Origin of the sequence: Putridiphycobacter roseus (assembly GCF_003234935.1) — a bacterium.
Lineage (GTDB): Bacteria > Bacteroidota > Bacteroidia > Flavobacteriales_D > Crocinitomicaceae > Putridiphycobacter > Putridiphycobacter roseus.
Map to the genome: position 1 here is coordinate 227,554 of NZ_QKSB01000006.1, position 17,942 is coordinate 245,495.

General features: G+C 34.0%; 17 protein-coding genes and 1 other RNA gene. 13 read left to right on the forward strand and 5 right to left on the reverse strand.

The annotated features are described in order from the left end of the window. The first annotated feature begins 48 nt into the window (after positions 1-48). Entirely contained in the window at positions 49-507 is a 459-nt protein-coding gene (locus tag DNU06_RS11550) for a thioredoxin family protein (protein WP_111063493.1), read from the forward strand. Here the strand turns inward: DNU06_RS11550 and DNU06_RS11555 are convergent, their stop codons facing one another. After that, entirely contained in the window at positions 508-1,764 is a 1,257-nt protein-coding gene (locus DNU06_RS11555; RefSeq protein ID WP_111063494.1) for an aspartate kinase, read from the reverse strand. A 57-nt stretch (positions 1,765-1,821) separates the two neighbouring features. Here DNU06_RS11555 and DNU06_RS11560 point away from each other — a divergent pair, with 57 nt between their 5' ends. The 4 genes from DNU06_RS11560 (at position 1,822) to DNU06_RS18065 (ending at position 7,057) form a co-directional block, all read left to right on the forward strand. Next, positions 1,822-2,181 carry a hypothetical protein gene (locus DNU06_RS11560; protein ID WP_111063495.1) on the forward strand — a complete coding sequence of 120 codons (360 nt, stop codon included), beginning with the start codon at positions 1,822-1,824 and terminating at the stop codon, positions 2,179-2,181. A gap of 98 nt (positions 2,182-2,279) precedes the next feature. Beyond that, entirely contained in the window at positions 2,280-4,997 is a 2,718-nt protein-coding gene (locus DNU06_RS11565) for a 2-oxoglutarate dehydrogenase E1 component (protein WP_111063496.1), read from the forward strand. A 29-nt stretch (positions 4,998-5,026) separates the two neighbouring features. Next, positions 5,027-6,289, forward strand: coding sequence for a 2-oxoglutarate dehydrogenase complex dihydrolipoyllysine-residue succinyltransferase (gene odhB / locus DNU06_RS11570; RefSeq protein ID WP_111063497.1), 1,263 nt, complete (start codon positions 5,027-5,029; stop codon positions 6,287-6,289). 111 nt (positions 6,290-6,400) lie between these two features. Beyond that, a complete protein-coding gene (locus tag DNU06_RS18065; RefSeq protein ID WP_233503018.1) occupies positions 6,401-7,057 on the forward strand; it encodes a YqaE/Pmp3 family membrane protein in 657 nt (218 codons plus the stop codon). Positions 7,058-7,109: 52 nt separating this feature from the next. Here the strand turns inward: DNU06_RS18065 and ruvC are convergent, their stop codons facing one another. Further along, positions 7,110-7,670, reverse strand: coding sequence for a crossover junction endodeoxyribonuclease RuvC (gene ruvC, locus DNU06_RS11580; protein WP_262510050.1), 561 nt, complete (start codon positions 7,668-7,670; stop codon positions 7,110-7,112). Between the two features lies 1 nt (position 7,671). Continuing rightward, positions 7,672-8,142, reverse strand: coding sequence for a SixA phosphatase family protein (locus DNU06_RS11585; RefSeq protein ID WP_111063498.1), 471 nt, complete (start codon positions 8,140-8,142; stop codon positions 7,672-7,674). A 167-nt stretch (positions 8,143-8,309) separates the two neighbouring features. On the opposite strand from DNU06_RS11585, the gene DNU06_RS11590 reads away from it, so the two are divergent. The 8 genes from DNU06_RS11590 to DNU06_RS11625 all read left to right on the forward strand — a co-directional run bounded on the left by DNU06_RS11590 (position 8,310) and on the right by DNU06_RS11625 (position 14,476). After that, positions 8,310-8,885 carry an RNA polymerase sigma factor gene (locus DNU06_RS11590; RefSeq protein ID WP_111063499.1) on the forward strand — a complete coding sequence of 192 codons (576 nt, stop codon included), beginning with the start codon at positions 8,310-8,312 and terminating at the stop codon, positions 8,883-8,885. Further along, positions 8,878-10,359 (forward strand): hypothetical protein, encoded by a 1,482-nt coding sequence (locus tag DNU06_RS11595; RefSeq protein WP_111063500.1) that lies wholly within the window; start codon positions 8,878-8,880, stop codon positions 10,357-10,359. Before DNU06_RS11590 ends, DNU06_RS11595 begins: the two co-directional genes overlap by 8 nt. Further along, a complete protein-coding gene (locus tag DNU06_RS11600; protein WP_111063501.1) occupies positions 10,359-11,408 on the forward strand; it encodes a hypothetical protein in 1,050 nt (349 codons plus the stop codon). The genes DNU06_RS11595 and DNU06_RS11600 overlap by 1 nt, the downstream gene beginning before the upstream one ends. Position 11,409: 1 nt before the next feature. Beyond that, positions 11,410-12,495 carry a T9SS type A sorting domain-containing protein gene (locus DNU06_RS11605; protein WP_158526884.1) on the forward strand — a complete coding sequence of 362 codons (1,086 nt, stop codon included), beginning with the start codon at positions 11,410-11,412 and terminating at the stop codon, positions 12,493-12,495. Positions 12,496-12,517: 22 nt separating this feature from the next. Then, an RNA gene (gene rnpB, locus DNU06_RS11610) (RNase P RNA component class A) lies at positions 12,518-12,882 on the forward strand. A gap of 34 nt (positions 12,883-12,916) precedes the next feature. After that, positions 12,917-13,462: a HEAT repeat domain-containing protein gene (locus DNU06_RS11615; RefSeq protein ID WP_111063503.1), complete on the forward strand. Its 546-nt coding sequence runs from the start codon at positions 12,917-12,919 to the stop codon at positions 13,460-13,462. A 3-nt stretch (positions 13,463-13,465) separates the two neighbouring features. Further along, positions 13,466-14,146: a tRNA (guanosine(46)-N7)-methyltransferase TrmB gene (gene trmB, locus DNU06_RS11620; RefSeq protein ID WP_111063504.1), complete on the forward strand. Its 681-nt coding sequence runs from the start codon at positions 13,466-13,468 to the stop codon at positions 14,144-14,146. Then, positions 14,147-14,476 carry an MGMT family protein gene (locus DNU06_RS11625; protein ID WP_111063505.1) on the forward strand — a complete coding sequence of 110 codons (330 nt, stop codon included), beginning with the start codon at positions 14,147-14,149 and terminating at the stop codon, positions 14,474-14,476. It abuts the gene before it with no gap. On the opposite strand, the gene DNU06_RS11630 is transcribed toward DNU06_RS11625, so the two are convergent. Further along, entirely contained in the window at positions 14,473-17,439 is a 2,967-nt protein-coding gene (locus tag DNU06_RS11630) for a sensor histidine kinase (protein WP_111063506.1), read from the reverse strand. The genes DNU06_RS11625 and DNU06_RS11630 overlap by 4 nt on opposite strands. A gap of 19 nt (positions 17,440-17,458) precedes the next feature. Next, positions 17,459-17,941, reverse strand: a complete 483-nt coding sequence (gene ispF / locus DNU06_RS11635) for a 2-C-methyl-D-erythritol 2,4-cyclodiphosphate synthase (RefSeq protein ID WP_111063507.1) — start codon at positions 17,939-17,941, stop codon at positions 17,459-17,461. Between the last annotated feature and the right edge of the window lies 1 nt (position 17,942).

Here is a 17,942-nt window from a genome sequence, read left to right on the forward strand (position 1 = left end):
TGCTACGACAGTAACGATACAAATTTATTAAGTTATAACTATAAAAACATGAAAAAGAACATCACATTTATTTTTGCAATCACAATTTTAGCATTAATCGGCTTTGCATTCACCAATGATAAGCAAGAAAACTCATCTGTAAATACAGCAACAAACGAAGGGATTCAGTTTTTTGAAGGGACCTGGGAAGAGGTATTACAAAAAGCCAAAACCGAACATAAAATTATATTTTTAGATGCTTATGCTGCTTGGTGCGGTCCTTGTAAAATTATGACTAAAAAATATTTTACCAAAGCAAACGTAGGCACTTTTTACAATGAACACTTTATCAATTTTAAAATGGATATGGAAAAAAATCCAGAAGGACCAAGATTGTCGAGAAAGTATAAACTAACAGCTTACCCCACTTTATATTTTGTAGATGGTGATGAAAACATTTTACACCAATCCATAGGAATGTTAGACGATAAAGCTTTAGTTAAACTAGGGGAAGACGTTTTAGAATAATTATTTTAAAATTATCCTTGCCATTTCACGTGATTTCTGTGTCAAAATGGTTGTTTTGTTAACCGTTAGTCTATTAATAGTCTCATCATTAAAATGGCGAATGGTTAACAATTGCAGTCCACTATTATACCTCACTTTATAAGTTTCATTAAAATTTTCCACTAAGGTATTTATATCGTGTTTTTCATCCATTAAAAAGGAAAAACTTATCGCAGAATTTTGCATTAAATTTACCCGAATATGCTGTTTGGCTAATGTTGCAAAAATTTCTGTCAAATGGTCTTCGGCAACAAAGGAGAAATCTTTAGGGGTTAAAGAAACAAGTATTTGATTTTCTTTAAAAATATAACTCGGCACTTCTTGGTCGTACTCGGTGGATGCCTGAATAACAGTTCCAGCATCAGTTGGTTTTAAGAAAGACTTAATATAAAGTGGAATATCCTTATTTTGAAGCGGCTGAATAGTTTTCGGGTGTATTACAGAAGCGCCATAATAAGCCAATTCCACCGCCTCCTTAAAGGATATTTTTTTCAGTAAAACAGTTCCGTTAAAATATCTGGGATCTGCGTTTAGCATACCTGGTACATCTTTCCAAATAGTTACACTTTTTGCATTTCCAATAAAAGCAAAAATAGCTGCAGTAAAATCAGAACCTTCTCTGCCTAAAGTGGTGGTCATCCCCTCATCCGTTTGCCCTATAAAACCCTGGGTTACAATTACACTATCCGTTTTAAAAAAAGGATGCACTTTTTCAATATATGCCTGCGAAGTTAAATCCCACTTCACACGCGCCTCTCGGTATAAATTAGTGGTTCTAACTACTTCTCTAGCATCTAACCATTGTACATCTTTTCTTAAAGTTTGTAAATAGCTTGCCACAATAGTAGTCGACATTATTTCACCAAAAGGAACCAATTGATCGTATTCGTAATTATAATTCTTAGATGGCTTTTGATTCAAACGGTCAGAAAAAGTTTGATAAATAGTCTGCTTTTTTAATTCAAAATCTTTCGACTTTAAACCAAGTTCATTTGTAATTTGATCATGAAATTTTTTAAAATCGGCAAACAAAGTTTTTAGAGAAGTTTCTTGGTTCCAATATGCATGTATAATTTCCTCCAATAAATTTGTCACTTTACCCATAGCAGAAATGACAATAATGGTTTTTTGATTTGGAAAAAGACCAATTATATTTGAAACATTCTTCACTGAATTTGCATCTTTTACAGACGCACCACCAAATTTAAATACATGCATTGTTTAATTGTTAAGTCGCAAAATTAATGCTATTTTTGAGGATACAAAACCTTTATTTTGCAAAGTAAGCTTCAAATACCACCAAAAACATTGAATGCGTTAAAAAAACATGATTTTTTAGCGAAAACGTACCAGCAGCTTAACAAAGATTTAAATGGATTATTGGAAACCAAATTAATGGTTAATGCGTCCCCCTCCCACGAACCTTTGACAGAATTAATCCACCAACTTGCACCAATCGTTATAGAATTAACAGAAAAAAATAAATTAGCACAATTTATTTATAGCATTGATTTAAAAGAGTCTACATTTAAAAGTTATTTAAATGCTACCCTATCCCAAAACGACTTTTTAGCCCATATTGTTATACGTGCCGCCCAAAAAGTCTATTTGAGAACTTATTTTAAAAGTTTCTAAACCTAATTATTAAAAGTTACCTATTAAATTAAGTATTTTATACCTATAGTTGAATAGATTTTTTAAATTTGTACTTCAATTTTACTGAATAAAATACCATGGATAAATTCACTTTTATTGGAAATGCAGATGTAAATGCCATTGACGATTTATACAAACGTTACCAAAAGGACCCTAGCTCAATTGATCAAGATTGGGTAAAATTTTTTGAAGGGTTCGATTTTGCGAAAACTGATTTTGATTCGGGAGAAATTCCTGAAAATTTTCAAAAAGAATTTAAGGTCATTAATTTGATCAATGCTTACAGAAATCGCGGACATTTGTTTACCAAAACAAATCCAGTAAGAGAAAGAAGAACCTATACGCCAAACTTAGATATTGAAAATTTTGGTTTAACCACTGTGGATTTAAGTACTAATTTTCAGGCAGGAGAACAAATTGGGATTGGAACAACTACACTAGATAAAATCATAGAGCACTTAAAGCTAACTTACTGTCAATCTATTGGCATTGAGTTTGTTTACATGCGTGATCCAGAAAGATTAGAATGGTTTAGAAACAGCATTGAATTGGCTAATCGTCCAATTTATAGTGCAGATGAAAAGATTGGAATTCTTAAAAAACTGAATCAAGCAGCAGGTTTTGAGCAGTTTTTACAAAAAAAATATGTCGGTCAAAAGCGTTTTTCAATCGAAGGAGCAGAGGCCTTGATACCTGCGTTAGACAAAATTATTTCTAAAGGTGCTGAAGTTGGTATTGAAGAAGTAATTGTTGGAATGGCCCACAGGGGACGTTTGAATACCCTGATAAATATTTTCCAAAAAGAAGCAAAAGATGTTTTTTGTGAATTTGATGGAAAAGAATTTGATGAAGAAGACGAAGACTTTGATGGAGATGTGAAATACCACTTAGGTTTTTCAAAAGATATTGTTACGGATACAGGAAAAAAAGTACATTTAACCTTATCCCCAAACCCTTCTCACTTAGAAGCTGTTGATCCTGTAGTACAAGGGATGGCAAGAGCAAGAATTGACCAAGTTTTACACGACGAAAATAAAATTGTTCCCATATTGATTCACGGTGATGCAGCAGTTGCTGGTCAAGGTGTGGTTTATGAGGTAACACAAATGGCTCAATTAGATGGCTATAGAACTGGAGGGACCATCCATATTGTAGTAAACAACCAAGTTGGCTTTACCACTAATTATGTGGATGCACGTTCAAGTACTTATTGTACAGATGTTTTTAAAACAACTTTATGTCCTGTTTTCCATGTTAATGGAGATGACATTGAAGCGGTTATTCAAGTGATGGAAATTGCTTTAGCGTACCGTCAAAAGTTTAACAGAGATGTAGTAATTGATTTACTGTGTTATAGAAAATATGGGCATAATGAAGGAGATGAACCTAAATTTACCCAACCAAAACTTTACAAAGCTATTGCTAGTCATCCTAACCCAAAGGATATTTATTTAAAAACACTTTTAGCGGAAGGAATTTTAAACCAAGCAGAAGCTGATGCAATTGACCAAGAAATCTATAATAAATTAGATGTTGATTATTCAGCAGCTAAGGAAATGAAAAAAGCGACGGTTAGAAATTTCTTATCTGAAATTTGGAAGGGCTATCGTCATGGTACTGTTGCTGACTTCGAAAGTGAAGTGGATACTAGTGTCCCTTTAGCAGAGTTGAAGAAAATAGCAGACAAAGTAGCTTCTTTACCAGAGGGTAAAAATTATTTTAGAAAAATTAAAAAGCTTTTCAACGATAGGAAAACAATGCTGAAAGACGATCGTTTAGATTGGGGATTAGCTGAAAATATAGCCTATGCTTCTCTTTTAGTTGAAAAACATCCAGTACGTGTAAGTGGACAAGATGTGGAGAGAGGAACTTTTTCACACCGTCATGCAGTAGTAAAAACAGAAGATACTGAAGAAGAAATTATCCCCTTGAATTTAATTTCAAAAGATCAAGCTAAATTCACCATTTACAATTCATTATTATCGGAATACGCTGTTTTAGGTTTCGAATATGGTTACTCTTTGGTTACCCCAAATGCATTAACCATTTGGGAAGCACAATTTGGTGACTTCTACAATGGCGCCCAAATTATGGTGGATCAATTCATCACAGCTGGTGAAGATAAATGGAAAGTACAAAGTGGCTTGACGTTACTATTACCGCATGGTTATGAAGGACAAGGTGGTGAACACTCTAGTGGAAGACTTGAACGTTTTTTACAAGCGACTGCTGAGTTGAATATTCAAATTTGTAACACCACTACTCCAGCCAATCATTTTCACTTGTTGAGAAGACAAATGAAAAGAGAATTTAGAAAACCATTGGTTGTATTCTCTCCGAAAAACTTATTGCGTCACCCTGATGCAACCTCTAAATTGGAAGATTTGGCAACTGGGGAGTTTATGCCGGTAATTGATGATGTAACTGCAGATCCAAATACAGTAGACACTATTGTATTATGTTCTGGTAAATTCTATTATGAGATAAAAGCAGAAGCAGCAGAAAGAGGCGTGAAAAATGCAACATTTATTCGTTTAGAACAATTGTACCCATTGCCTAAAAAGCAGTTGGACGCGACTATGAGTAGATATCCAAAAGCGAAAAAATATATTTGGGCACAAGAGGAGCCTTATAACATGGGAGCAGCTATGCACATATACATGCGCATGAAGAGAGATGAATTCAAAATAATTGCTCGTAAAGCATCTGCTGCACCTGCAACAGGATCAAGTCAAACCCATAAAAAGAGATTAGCCGCATTGTACAACACTTTGTTTGATGCAATCAGTAAATAAAATATTTAAGAATACTAATAAACAATAGAATGGCAGTATTAGAAATGAAAGTACCATCACCAGGCGAATCAATTTCAGAAGTTGAAATCGCACAATGGTTAGTGGAAGATGGAGATTATGTTGAAAAAGATCAAGCAATTGCAGAAGTTGATTCTGACAAAGCAACATTAGAATTACCCGCAGAAGAAAGTGGTATAATTACATTGAAAGCTGAAGAAGGTGACGCAGTAGCTGTAGGTGCAGTAGTATGTTTAATAGACATGGACGCACCAAAACCAGCTGGAATGGATAAAGCTCCAGCGGCAGCAGCACCAGTTGCTGAAACTAAAAAAGAAGAAGCAAAACCTGCTCCAACACCAAACCCAAATCCTGCCCCAGCAAAAAGCGATTCTTATGCTGCAGGATATCCTTCAGTTGCTGCAAAGAAAATAATGGCTGAGAACAATGTTTCTGCCAACCAAGTAAGCGGAAGTGGCAAAGATGGTAGAATTACCAAACAAGATGTAGTCGCTGCAATGGCTGCTGGATTCTCTTCAAATGACGCTCAAGGATGGGGTGGTACAAGAGAAACTAAGAATGAAAAAATGTCAATGATGCGTCGTAAGATTGCGGAAAGATTGGTTGCTGTTAAAAATGAAACTGCCATGTTGACTACTTTTAACGAAGTGGACATGAAGCCAATTATGGACATCAGAACAAAATACAAAAAGTTCTTTGCTGAACACCATGAGGTAAATTTAGGATTTATGTCTTTCTTTACTAAAGCGGTGACTGAGGCCTTGAATTTATTCCCGTCTGTAAACGGACAAATTGAAGGAAAAGAAATGATTTTACACGATTATGCAGATATCGGTATTGCAGTTTCTTCTCCAAAAGGTTTGATGGTTCCCGTAGTAAGAAATGCAGAGCAAATGAGCTTAGCTGAAATTGAAAAGGAAATCAAAAGGTTAGCGATTAAAGCTAGAGATGGAAAAATTACACCGGATGAAATGACAGGTGGAACATTTACCATTACCAATGGTGGTGTATTCGGCTCTATGTTATCAACACCAATTATCAACCCTCCACAGTCTGCTATTTTAGGAATGCACAACATAGTTGAGCGACCTGTTGTAGTGAACGGAGAAATTGTAGTGCGTCCAATCATGTATTTGGCGTTGTCCTATGACCACAGAATTATTGATGGTAAGGAATCAGTTTCTTTCTTGGTTAAAGTAAAAGAAATGCTTGAAAACCCTGAAAAAATGTTGTTTGGTTCTAAAGACCCAATTCAAGTTTTATTGGGACTGTAATAAATACATTCTTTAAATAATATAGAAAACCAATCTTAAAAGATTGGTTTTCTTTATGCTTTATTTTCTCATTGAAATTATTATATTTGACTGTTAATAAATCTATACATTATGAAAAAAACATTATCAATTGGGGCAAGTTTACTACTCCTAGTATTCATTGCTGGCTCCTGTGCTACTTCAAATGATGTAGCCTCAAACAAATTAATTCAAAAAAGGAAACATTTAAAGGGCTACCACATTTCGACTAAACAATCTCCATTTAAAAAGTCAAACAAAACACAAGAAACTGAAGAGTTTTTAGTGATAAATGACATTAAAAGCGAAGGAACATTAAAGTATGATCCTGCATTAAGGCATGATAATTATCAAGCGGTTGAATTAGATGAAAATATTGCCATTAACGACACAAAAGTAATGGACAATCAAATTCATGCCATTGAAGCGAAGTCTACAAAACGCAGTAAAGCAGTTTCACAAGAGACGAGTTCAAACGAAATTGCATTGGTGAACAACAATCAAACAACTTCAAAAAAGGCTTTGAAAAAAATCATCAAAAACAAGAAAAACACAAGTGATTCTTCTGAAAACTCAGCGGATGACTTATTAATTTTACTGGTTATTCTTTGTTTTCTTCTTCCACCAATTGCTGTAGGCATCAAAACGGACTGGGATATCACCAAATTATTAATCTCCATTCTATTGACCATTTTCTTTTGGTTACCTGGTATTATTTATGCTTTATTAGTGGTGCTGGACGTCATATAGCACATTCATAAGTTACATTTTAAAAAGGGAGATCAATAAATGGTCTCCTTTTTCATTTTACCCTATCGGGATTATCCCCCATAAAAGCTTTCCAAGTCCCTGATTTCGTTTTATTATGTAAACCTATTCCTCCTTGAAAGTGGTGACAAACGGCCGCAGCTAATCCATCAGTAGCATCTAAATACTTAGGCATTTCCTTCATGTTTAACAAGCGCATTAACATGGCAGCGACTTGCTCCTTGGAAGCATTACCACTTCCTGTAATCGATTGTTTGATTTTTTTTGGGGCATATTCTTCAAAGGGAATATTTCGATTTAATGCAGCTGCAATAGACACACCTTGGGCACGACCTAGCTTTAACATGGATTGTACATTTTTGCCAAAAAAAGGTGCTTCAATAGCCATCACATCTGGTTTGTATTCCAAAATCAATTGATCTACCCTTTCAAATATCCGTTTTAACTTATCGGGATGGTCCTTGATCTTACTCAAGTGTATGACTCCAAAACTCAATAGTTTTAAAGTTTTACCACTGACCAATACCACACCATATCCCATTACCGAAGTTCCAGGGTCAATCCCCAAAATGACTTGATTTTTTTGTAGCGCCAATTTAAATATTTTTTGGGGAAACTATTTCTTTTAAAGTACCTGCAAAACGACTAAAATGGGCAGAAGAAGTAACATCAAACTCAATAATTGCCATGCATCCCGTGCTAAGAACAACAGCGTTACCGGTATAGTAATCTATTAATTCTGAAATCCCATAGTTATGACCAACCACTAACATTGTTTTGGCAGTCACTAAACCATTAATCAACTCATGAATATCCATTGAACTTGCTAAATAAAGAGATTTATCGAAGGTAACATCCTCCACTTCCAGTGCTTTATTCACAATTTTAGTCGTTTGTTTGGTCCTAAGAGCAGAAGAGGAAACGATTTTTTCTATCCCTTGATTTTGAAGAAACTTTCCTATTTTCTTAATCTGCTTCTCCCCTTTTTCATTTAAAGGCCGGTCAAAATCTTTTTGATTTTCAACCCCTTGAGCCGCTTTCCCATGTCTTAATAAAAATAATTTCATAAATAATCCATATTATACCAACCCAAATATAGTCAAATCCGTTTATACTAATGATATTTCCTTGATATCGGTTTTGGGTTATCCGTATTGAGGTGAATAACACTTCTTACTCAAACAATCCGACTTTCCTTATAGAAAGTCGGTTGTTTTTTTGTAAATTTAAGTTAATGGTAGACCAAGCACTCATCAATTTATGTAAAAAAAACGACCGTAAAGCACAAGAAAAGCTTTATGAGTGGTGTTATGTGAAGCTGATGCCTATGTGTGCACGTTACCATAGAAACGAAGAGGATGCTAGACATGTTTTGAATATTAGCTTTGTAAAGATTTGTAAAAATTTGGACAAACTTGCCGACAATTCCCCATTTGAAGCTTGGGCGAGAAGGATTGTAAGAAATACCATCATAGATGAGTTTAGAAAAACAAAAAATTATGTAAAACTCATAGAAACCAAAGAGTTTGAGCGTGAATTAGAAGTAAAATCACCTTTAGTTGAAAATACAGTTTGGAGTAAGTTAGAAACAGATGTCTTGATGGGCATGTTAAAAAAATTACCGGATGTTTCGCGAAAAGTATTTAACCTTTATGTAATTGATGGCTATACACACAAAGAGATTGGAAATTTATTATCCATTTCTGATGGCACTTCTAAGTGGCATTTATCTAATGCTAGAAAAAAACTTCAAATCATGGTCGGCGCTTTAAGAGATGCCGAAAATAATAGAATGTGGGCAAATGGATAAGCGGTTCAAAAACATAGAATCAGAATTGAATTATAACATTAATTCAGGAGGTATTGAAAATGTTTTCAACCAACTAGATGAACTATATCTTGACCAAGCGTTTGTGGAAGCAAGTAAGCAATCTACAAAAGCATACAACCCTTCCATTTGGCAAGAATTTCTGGCAAATGAAAAAACCATAACACAAGATGCTAATTTTCAAGATGCGGCAAACGCTACTAAACTCAGCTACCAACCCTATTATTGGAACGAAGCCGAGAAAGCTTTAATTAATGAAGGATTACATTTTGAATATAAATCGACTTATTGGAATGAAGCTCAAAAAATGCTACATGCCACAGAACGAATTGTATTTTTTAAAAAATGGATGGGAATTGCTGCTGTATTACTATTGATTGGCTTTTCAGGTAATTTTTTAAAACACCATAATGATTTACCTACACCATATTCCGCACAAGCTATTGATGCCAATAAAATAACGATTAGAAAAGGAAAAATATTTAGTGTTCAAGCGCCAGAAAACAGGATTAAAGTAGCGGAAAAAGATGCTAATTATAAAATGGAATTAAAACAGAAATTGCCTTTAGTGACCAGTTCAAAATTAAAACCAAGTCACAGTATTTCTACCCATAAGGCTCCCCGCACCGACGGAATAGATGTAGTAAAAGGTTTTGAAAAAACACCTTTTGTCACCAATAGTTTAAAAGAAAATTTTGCCGCCCAAGCTGCAAACTATAGCTTAAACAAAAAAAATATACCCACGCGCATTTCCGATTCAGAAATTCCTTATTTAACTATAAAAAACACGATTAAAATTCAAGAAAATATTATTCGAAGACCATTTGAAAATACCTTAATACCTATCACAAGTTCTACCTTAAAAAATAAAACCAGCATAGCCCTGCAAGCTTTAGTTGGATTAGGGAATACGCCGCAACAAAACTGGGAACTCAATAAAAGGTACGCCATAAATTTAATCGTTACCAAACCAATAGGTAAAAGAAAAATGTTTAACATTATAGTACAAACAGGGTTTGATTATGAAGCTTTAGAAGGTTATACCGTTGGTTTTTCTCAAAATGAACACTTTATTACTGGACAAACCATAAGGGTTGGAAATTATCTAGAATTCAAAAATATCATTAAATGGCAAAACTCTATTCTTGCTGGATTCCAAATTAACAAAAAAATTAAAATCATGAGTGGATTTTCTATTGATCAATATGTTACCTCTCAAATTAAAATAAAACAAACCATAAACAACGAGGAAAATACAAGTGCCTATCAATGGGGAAGAAATAGCGATCTCTTCAATTTACGCGATTTTCAATTCATCAATGGTATTGCTTATCAATTTTCAAAAACACTTAGTGCTAATTTTATTAGCGAATATGGTTTAACTTCTAAAGAAGCGCATAAAAATAATAAAAACCTATCTTTAAACATAGGCCTTACTTACCACTTATTTAATTAATGAAAAATTTATTATTCCTTATATCCTTTGTACTACTTTTTGCTGCATGCAAAAAAATTGAGCCAAATTACATAGCTGAAGGTAGTATTGATCCCATTTATAAAATGAGTGGTAAGATTGACAATAAATTAGTTTCATTTGAAGTAGATGATACCATTACTTTTTTGACAGAAGGGCTTGAGAAATTTTACGCCATACAGTCTATGTATACTAAAATAGAACATAAAAAAAGTAAGCAAAGTTTAAAAATTTCTGTGATACAGCCTGAAAAAATGTATCAATTGATAAATGACTATAATGCAGAGGCACATGCATTATCCTTTTTTTATAATCAAGAACAATGCTTTAGATTTATATTTTCTACAGCAATTGATTTACCGCAATATTTCAACTACCAAGAAGAAAATGCTTTTGTCAATAGTGATGAAATAACTTTAAAAGAAAAGGGAATTCATTATATACCAGTTAGATTTAAAGGGGTGAGCAACGCTACTTTTGATTATATGATAAATTATGGTTTTGAATCCACCCAGTTTAATGCTAAATTTAAAGTAACTAAAGGTGTGAATTCGATTTTATTTGATGCGAATATGAATGGTAATCACCAATGGTTTGTAGATGGCGCATTAATTAGTGAGGACAAAAATGGTGAAATTGAATTAAATGACGGATTATACCAATTAACCCATATCTTGACAGATGAAAGGAATAATACGACTTCCTATGCTACCATTATTAATGTCCATATGCAAAATTTAGCTTGGGAATTAATCACTGAAAAATGTGAACCAGTAGCAACAGTCAATAATTTCCAAACGGTTTACTTAGAATATACCTTAGATGGCGTAAAATACAGTTCAAAAAACACCTTAGCTAACAATAACCAGTTATTTAACTTATCTGACATTGAATATTTTAAAGCCTCTGCTACTTCACCAATTTCAGTGAAGTTTACCGCAAAATTCAACGCTACCTTGTATGATAAAACAATGACAAATAAAATTGAATTAACCGATTTTGAAGGAACATTTAAATATGAAATTTTATAAAATGCGCAAATTATTAAATCTATTTTTTATCCTGATTGGCTTTTCGTCTTCAGCTCAAATAACCATTAATTCTAGTGATTTTATCCAAGGGCCAGATACTGTCTTTATAAGTGTTATTGGTGACTTATCAAGTTTAGACTTTAACAGCACTGGACCTAACCATGTGTGGGATTACACCAATGTGCAAGTCGATAGCCAGAGAATAGACACTTTTTTTAATGTACAAGATGCGGGAATAATTTATCAATTCATATACAACAACCCTTTCAGCTCAAATTACGACGCCTCTTATTATAAAAAAGAAGATGCTAGTGCAGTTCCGACTGCAGGACTACCCATAGCCGTTGAAAATCCGATTTCATTTAACAAAATCAATACTAGCCAATACACTAGAGTTGGATTGGGGGTGGAATTAAATGGAATCGACGTCCCTATTACCGCTGACACAATTGATGTGGTGTACGAGTTCCCAGTAGACTATAACGACCAATGGACTGGTTATTCCTATTTGTTTTTTGACCTAAACCCAGCAATGAATGCCATGTTTAAACGACACCAAACCCGAATTTCGACAGTGGATGGTTTTGGCACTTTATCTACACTATATGGTAATTTTGAAGTCCTTCGTGTAAAGTCTCAATTAATTTATCAAGACTCCGTTTTCTTTGATTTAACTGGGACAGGTGGAAGTTGGATTGGTGTTCCTTCTGCTCAAGAGATTGAATATACCTGGTTAGCAAAAGATAATAAAATACCGGTGCTTTATTTAAAAACAAGTATTGGTTTTACAGGAGAAGAAGTAACTAAAGCAGAATTTAGAGACAATATTGATTTTACTGCAGTAGAAAAGTTAACGAGCAAAACATTAAAAGTATATCCAAACCCAGCCCAAACTTTTTTAACAATACAGACTGAAAAAGGCAACAAAACCATACAGCTATACAAGGTAAACGGTCAAAAAGTACTGGATTTCATAAGTAAGGAATCTCTCGTTACCATCCCTGTGGCACAATTTGATGCAGGCCTCTATCATTTAGTGGTTATTCAAAATGAAAATACATTTTCCCAAAAAGTAATAATAGAGTAAATATATTAACTTTGCATTTGAAAAAGCAAACCACTTTGTCGCTTTACCTTTGGGTAAAGAGGAAAGTCTGAGCAGCAAAGGGAATCATACTTCTTAACGGGAAGGGTCCAGTTTACTGGATACAGCAAGTGCCGCAGAAAATTAAACTACCTTGGCCTAGCCAAGGAAAAGGTGAAAAGGTGAGGTAAGAGCTCACCGCTTTCAAAGTGATTTGAAAGGCATGGTAAACCTTATGAGCTGAAACATCATGTAAACCAAGGCTTGAAACTACCCGGTTAATCTTGGAGGGTGGATGGATTGAGCCTTAGGGTGACCTAAGGCCTAGATAAATGACAAAGGATTTTAGCAATAAAATTACAGAACTCGGCTTATCGGTTTGCTTTTTCTTTTATTATCTTTGCATTATTATAAGCAACCTACCATGTCAACAACAAAAAAGCCAAATAAAAAAGTAAGCGAATTATTAGGAAAACTAAATGATTCCGAGCCAAAGGAAGTGATTAAAGCCATTGAAGCTTTAAAATTACATGGTAACGAAATGATAATTGAACCCTTGGTTAAATTACATGTCAGCACCAGTAATAATGCTATTAAATCTGAAATAGAAACTTTATTAAACACTATAAAGTCTACAAAAGTACCTCCTTATGTCATAGCATGTTTACAAAATAAGGAATATCAATCGGCACATCAAATACTATTAAGTAGTATTTGGAATTCAAATTTAGATTATACGCCCTATTTAGAAGACATTGTAAACACTGCAATTGCCGGAGATCTAATGGAGGCTATGGAATGTATTACGATTTTTGAAAATTTAGAAGCAGAGTTGGATGAAGAAAAAATAATGCCACCACTTATTGCATTGAACAAATATTTAAACGAGCCAGGATTAGAAACTACCGCAAAACACGATTTATTAAAAGAGGTCGCTTTGTTTTTAAATCATGTAAATCAAACTTTGTAATTCATGGCTAAAAACAAATTAAAGCATTTTGCTGACATGAAAACAATGCCTTTTGTTTTTGAACCAAGTATTGACTTGCTCAAAAAAGAAGGATTTGCAATGCAAGGGAAATGGCACAAAGACTTTTTTAAAAATGATCACCCAATTGTTTTAGAGTTAGGCTGTGGCAAGGGAGAATATACCGTTGCATTAGCTGAAATGAATCCCGAAAAAAATTTTATTGGCATAGATATTAAAGGTGCAAGAATTTGGTACGGTGCAGACTTTGTAAGAGAAAATAAAATGCAGAATGTAAGTTTTGTTCGGACCAAAATAGATTTTATTACTGAAATATTTGGGGAAGGTGAAGTGGATGAAATTTGGCTAACCTTTTCTGATCCTCAAAAAGAAAAGCCGAACAAAAGACTGACCGCAAAAATATTTATGGATCGGTATAAAAAAATATTAAAACCTGGAGGAACGATTCACTTAAAAACAGACAGTGATATTTTATTTGAATTCACGCTAGAAGAAATTGAAAAATATCAATACAATTGTCTCATGTCCTCTTGGCACTTATATGATGAATTAATGGATAAACTACCCATTGAAGAACAAAATGTTCTAAATATCAAAACCAATTACGAAACAATTTTTTCAAATAAGGGATACGCGATCAAATACTGTAAAATACAATTAGACTAAATGGATAAAGACTTTTATCAAAATATTTTCGACTTGGTAAAAGTTATTCCCAGTGGAAGAGTTACCTCCTACGGTCAAATAGCCAAATACCTTGGTGCTGCCAGGTCGAGTAGAATGGTTGGTTGGGCCATGAACTTATCCCACAGTCAAAAAGAAGACATACCAGCACACCGTGTAGTCAATAGAAATGGATTGTTAACCGGGAAAATGCATTTTGAAACACCAGAAACTATGGCTGCACTATTAAGGGCTGAAGGAGTGGTGGTAAACGGAGACCAAATTGAGAATTTTAAATTGGTATTTTGGGATCCTTTTATCGAATTAGGTTAATCTAATTTAATCCGCAATATTACTTGTGTTCCTATTGGCTCTCCTGTCTGGTTTTTTAAATCAATAATTTCAAAATTCTTCTTTTCAAAATCACCATTTAAATTATCTAATCTTTCTTGGGTTACCTCAAGTGCTGTAGATTTATGGTAGTTCGATTTTTGTGCATTACTTTGCTTAGACGCCGCTCTTCCCATACCATTATCTCTGATAGAACACATTAATATATGGTTACTTTCCAGTTTAAAATCAATTTGTATACTGCCTGGTCTTGGTGAATTTTTTAAACCATGAATGATGGCATTTTCCACAAAAGGTTGTAGCATCATGGGCGGTAAAATGGGCTCATTCAAATCTATTTCATCAGCTACATTTACTACCAATTCGAAATCATTAGCATTGGTCAATTTTTCCAATTGAACGTATTGTTGAATGGTCGTTAATTCCTCGTCGATTGAAATAAATTTCTCCCTAGAGTTTTCTAAAACCTGTCGCATCAATTTAGAAAATTTTGACAAAGCATACCTTGCTTTGGTAGAATCATTTAAAATGATCAAATTATGGATAGAATTGAGTACATTAAAAATAAAGTGTGGATTCATTTGTAAACGCAAGGCTTTCTGCTCTAGCTCTAATACAGATTTTTCTAACTCTACTTTTTCAAGCTGTACTTTATTCTTTTTTTTCTGTCTATTTACAATTAAAAAAATAAGGCCACCCAACAAAAAAACTATGCCCGATATATAGGCCACTTTGAATCCTGTTTTTTGCCAAAATGGCGCTAAAATAGTAAATTTAAATGCCACTGGTGGTATATTTTCCCAATGTTCATCTATAGCAGCTTTAGCAAGCATAGTATATTCTCCAGGAACTAAATTGGAATAGGTAATACTATTATTTTTTGAGGCTGGAGACCAATTTTTATCTTCTCCTTTAAGCATCCATTTATATTGAATTTTATTTTGGAATGCATAGTGGAGTGCTTTTATTTTAAAGGTCAAATGGTTGTCGTCATAGGCAAAACTTATTGGTTGTTTTTGTTCATACTTTTCTTGATAAACAGTCTGTTCAATAGGTTTAAAAAAAACAGAAATATCGTCAAAATTAAATTTTGGCGGTCTATTTTGTCCTTGGTTAATTAATTGCCCCGACCTATATAAAAACAAACCATCTGTTGTACCAAACCAAAGGTTACCTTCTGCATCCTTACAACTGGCATTTACATTTGTCTCTATCCCTTCAAAACCTTCCTCGTAACCAAATTGCCGGATTAATTTTGTTTCAATATTCATTTGGTTTAAGCCTTTTTCTGTTCCAATCCATAAAAAAGGATAATCCAAGGTTAATTGGTAAATATTATTAGAAGCCAAACCGATACTTTTATTAATCCATCTTTCGGATACCACTTTTTTATTTTTAATTACCACCTCTAATATGCCATTTTCAGCAGAACCAAACCAATACACGGAATCTTTTACGAGTACATTACGAAATGTTTTGTTTGGATAAAAGCCTAATATTTTTTTATCCTTTAAAACAATTCCCGCTCCAGTTGCTGATGCATAGGCAAGCTGCCCGTCAAAATCATTCCATTGCACCCCATTAATCCTATTGGGGATACTATCAACATTTAATTTTCTTAGGGTATGGTTTTGACGGTTATTCTTTAAATAAAAGATACCTTGACTGCTACCAACATACAGGGTACTTTTTCTTTTATTTTCCGTAAACGATTTTACCCATAAATTTTCTAAAAGTCCATTTCCTCTTAATGTAATTACCGTATCCTTCCCCACATTTGCTGGTATAACAGCGATTCCTTTTCCTTCAGTACCAAACCAAATATTAGCCTTAGTATCTTCGAATATTACTTTAGTTTTAACGGAAGTAAAGCCTAACTCTTCGTCAAAAAGAACAGTAGCTGTATCGTTCATTCGCATTACCCCCAGACCTTGCGTTCCTACCCATAAATTACGCCGGCTATCGTGCCATACAGAATAGACATAATTATTATTTAAGCCATTTGACTTATTGTACATTACGAAAGGTGAATTATTATAAATTGAAACACCTCCTCCGCTGGTACCAATCCATTTATTCCCCCAATCATCTTCAGCCAAACAATGAACGTGATTATTAGACAAGCCATTTTCATTTGTAAATTGTGTACTCATCTGTGTGGTTAAATCAAAGACAAATACCCCTTTATTGAGGGTCGCAATCCACAATTCATTACCCGTTTTTAATACATCCAGTAAAATTATTTTCTCCTTAAAACCTTTGAGTTTATGTATTCCATTTCCTGTGTCATACACCCACAATCCCTGATCGTACGTCGCTATTAACCAGCCATTTTTATAAGGCAAGGTTTTTAGCACATTTTCACTCCCTAAGCCTCTGGCTTTATTAATTCTATTGGTTGGGTTTTGTACGTTAATCACCCCAGCATCAGAACAGACCCAAAGTTTACTATTATTTTCGATAAAAAAGGAATAAATCAATAAATCCTGGAATATCACCTGTTTTTTTAACTGCTCATTTTTAAGCATATACACACCTTTATTACTTCCTATCCAAATTGAATTATGGAAAGAACAGATGGCTTGAGCAAGTATACCGACCTCTTCAAATTCATAGTTGTACAAGTGTTGAAAATTCATATCAAAGACAGAAACTCCTCCTTTACAACCAATATACATATGGTTATTAATTAATGAAATATGATAAACCCTATTGGAGATTAAACCTTCTTCTTGGGTTAAGTAATTGAATGATTCACCATCATATATTGCAACTCCTCCTCCTTGTGTACCAATCCAAGCTATTGAGTTGGTGTCAAAGCACACCGCATAGGCTTGAGACTGTGGCAGCCCATTTTTGTTATTTAAATATTGAAAATTATAGTTTTGCGCAAAAGAAAAACTGAGTTTGAAAAAAATAAATAAGATGCCAAGAAGTTTATACATGCTTTGATATCCCTTTCTATTAATCTCGGTAAATCAAAACAGAGCAATAGGCTTGAATACCTTCTCCATGACCAATATATCCCATTTTTTCTCCACGTGTTGCTTTAATCGAAATGGCATCTTCTTCCACCTCTAAAATCTCTGCAATTATCTTTTGCATTGCTGGAATATGTGGATTTACTTTTGGATTCTCTAGTAATACCGTCGCATCTAAATTAGAAAGTTTATACTTTTTTTCTTTGACTAATTTAAAAGTATCTTTCAATAATATTTTACTATCAATCCCCTTGTATTTCGGATCTGTATCTGAAAAGTGATACCCTATATCTCTCAAGTTCGCTGCCCCTAATAAAGCATCACAGATGGCATGCAATAAAACATCCGCATCAGAATGGCCTACGGCACCAAATTCAGAAGTTAAAAGTACACCACCAATGTATAGTGGATAGCCACTCGCTAATTGATGAATATCGATTCCAAAGCCAGTACGAATGTTTAACATT

What these genes read in the sequence shown, in the direction of transcription:
- DNU06_RS11550 (WP_111063493.1), top strand. Translation starts at nt 49, where the DNA reads ATGAAAAAGAACATCACATTTATTTTTGCAATCACAATTTTAGCATTA.
- DNU06_RS11555 (WP_111063494.1), bottom strand. Translation starts at nt 1,764, where the DNA reads ATGCATGTATTTAAATTTGGTGGTGCGTCTGTAAAAGATGCAAATTCA.
- DNU06_RS11565 (WP_111063496.1), top strand. Translation starts at nt 2,280, where the DNA reads ATGGATAAATTCACTTTTATTGGAAATGCAGATGTAAATGCCATTGAC.
- odhB (WP_111063497.1), top strand. Translation starts at nt 5,027, where the DNA reads ATGGCAGTATTAGAAATGAAAGTACCATCACCAGGCGAATCAATTTCA.
- DNU06_RS18065 (WP_233503018.1), top strand. Translation starts at nt 6,401, where the DNA reads ATGAAAAAAACATTATCAATTGGGGCAAGTTTACTACTCCTAGTATTC.
- DNU06_RS11585 (WP_111063498.1), bottom strand. Translation starts at nt 8,142, where the DNA reads ATGAAATTATTTTTATTAAGACATGGGAAAGCGGCTCAAGGGGTTGAA.
- DNU06_RS11590 (WP_111063499.1), top strand. Translation starts at nt 8,310, where the DNA reads ATGGTAGACCAAGCACTCATCAATTTATGTAAAAAAAACGACCGTAAA.
- DNU06_RS11595 (WP_111063500.1), top strand. Translation starts at nt 8,878, where the DNA reads ATGGATAAGCGGTTCAAAAACATAGAATCAGAATTGAATTATAACATT.
- DNU06_RS11600 (WP_111063501.1), top strand. Translation starts at nt 10,359, where the DNA reads ATGAAAAATTTATTATTCCTTATATCCTTTGTACTACTTTTTGCTGCA.
- DNU06_RS11605 (WP_158526884.1), top strand. Translation starts at nt 11,410, where the DNA reads ATGCGCAAATTATTAAATCTATTTTTTATCCTGATTGGCTTTTCGTCT.
- DNU06_RS11615 (WP_111063503.1), top strand. Translation starts at nt 12,917, where the DNA reads ATGTCAACAACAAAAAAGCCAAATAAAAAAGTAAGCGAATTATTAGGA.
- trmB (WP_111063504.1), top strand. Translation starts at nt 13,466, where the DNA reads ATGGCTAAAAACAAATTAAAGCATTTTGCTGACATGAAAACAATGCCT.
- DNU06_RS11625 (WP_111063505.1), top strand. Translation starts at nt 14,147, where the DNA reads ATGGATAAAGACTTTTATCAAAATATTTTCGACTTGGTAAAAGTTATT.
- DNU06_RS11630 (WP_111063506.1), bottom strand. Translation starts at nt 17,439, where the DNA reads ATGTATAAACTTCTTGGCATCTTATTTATTTTTTTCAAACTCAGTTTT.
- ispF (WP_111063507.1), bottom strand. Translation starts at nt 17,941, where the DNA reads ATGTTAAACATTCGTACTGGCTTTGGAATCGATATTCATCAATTAGCG.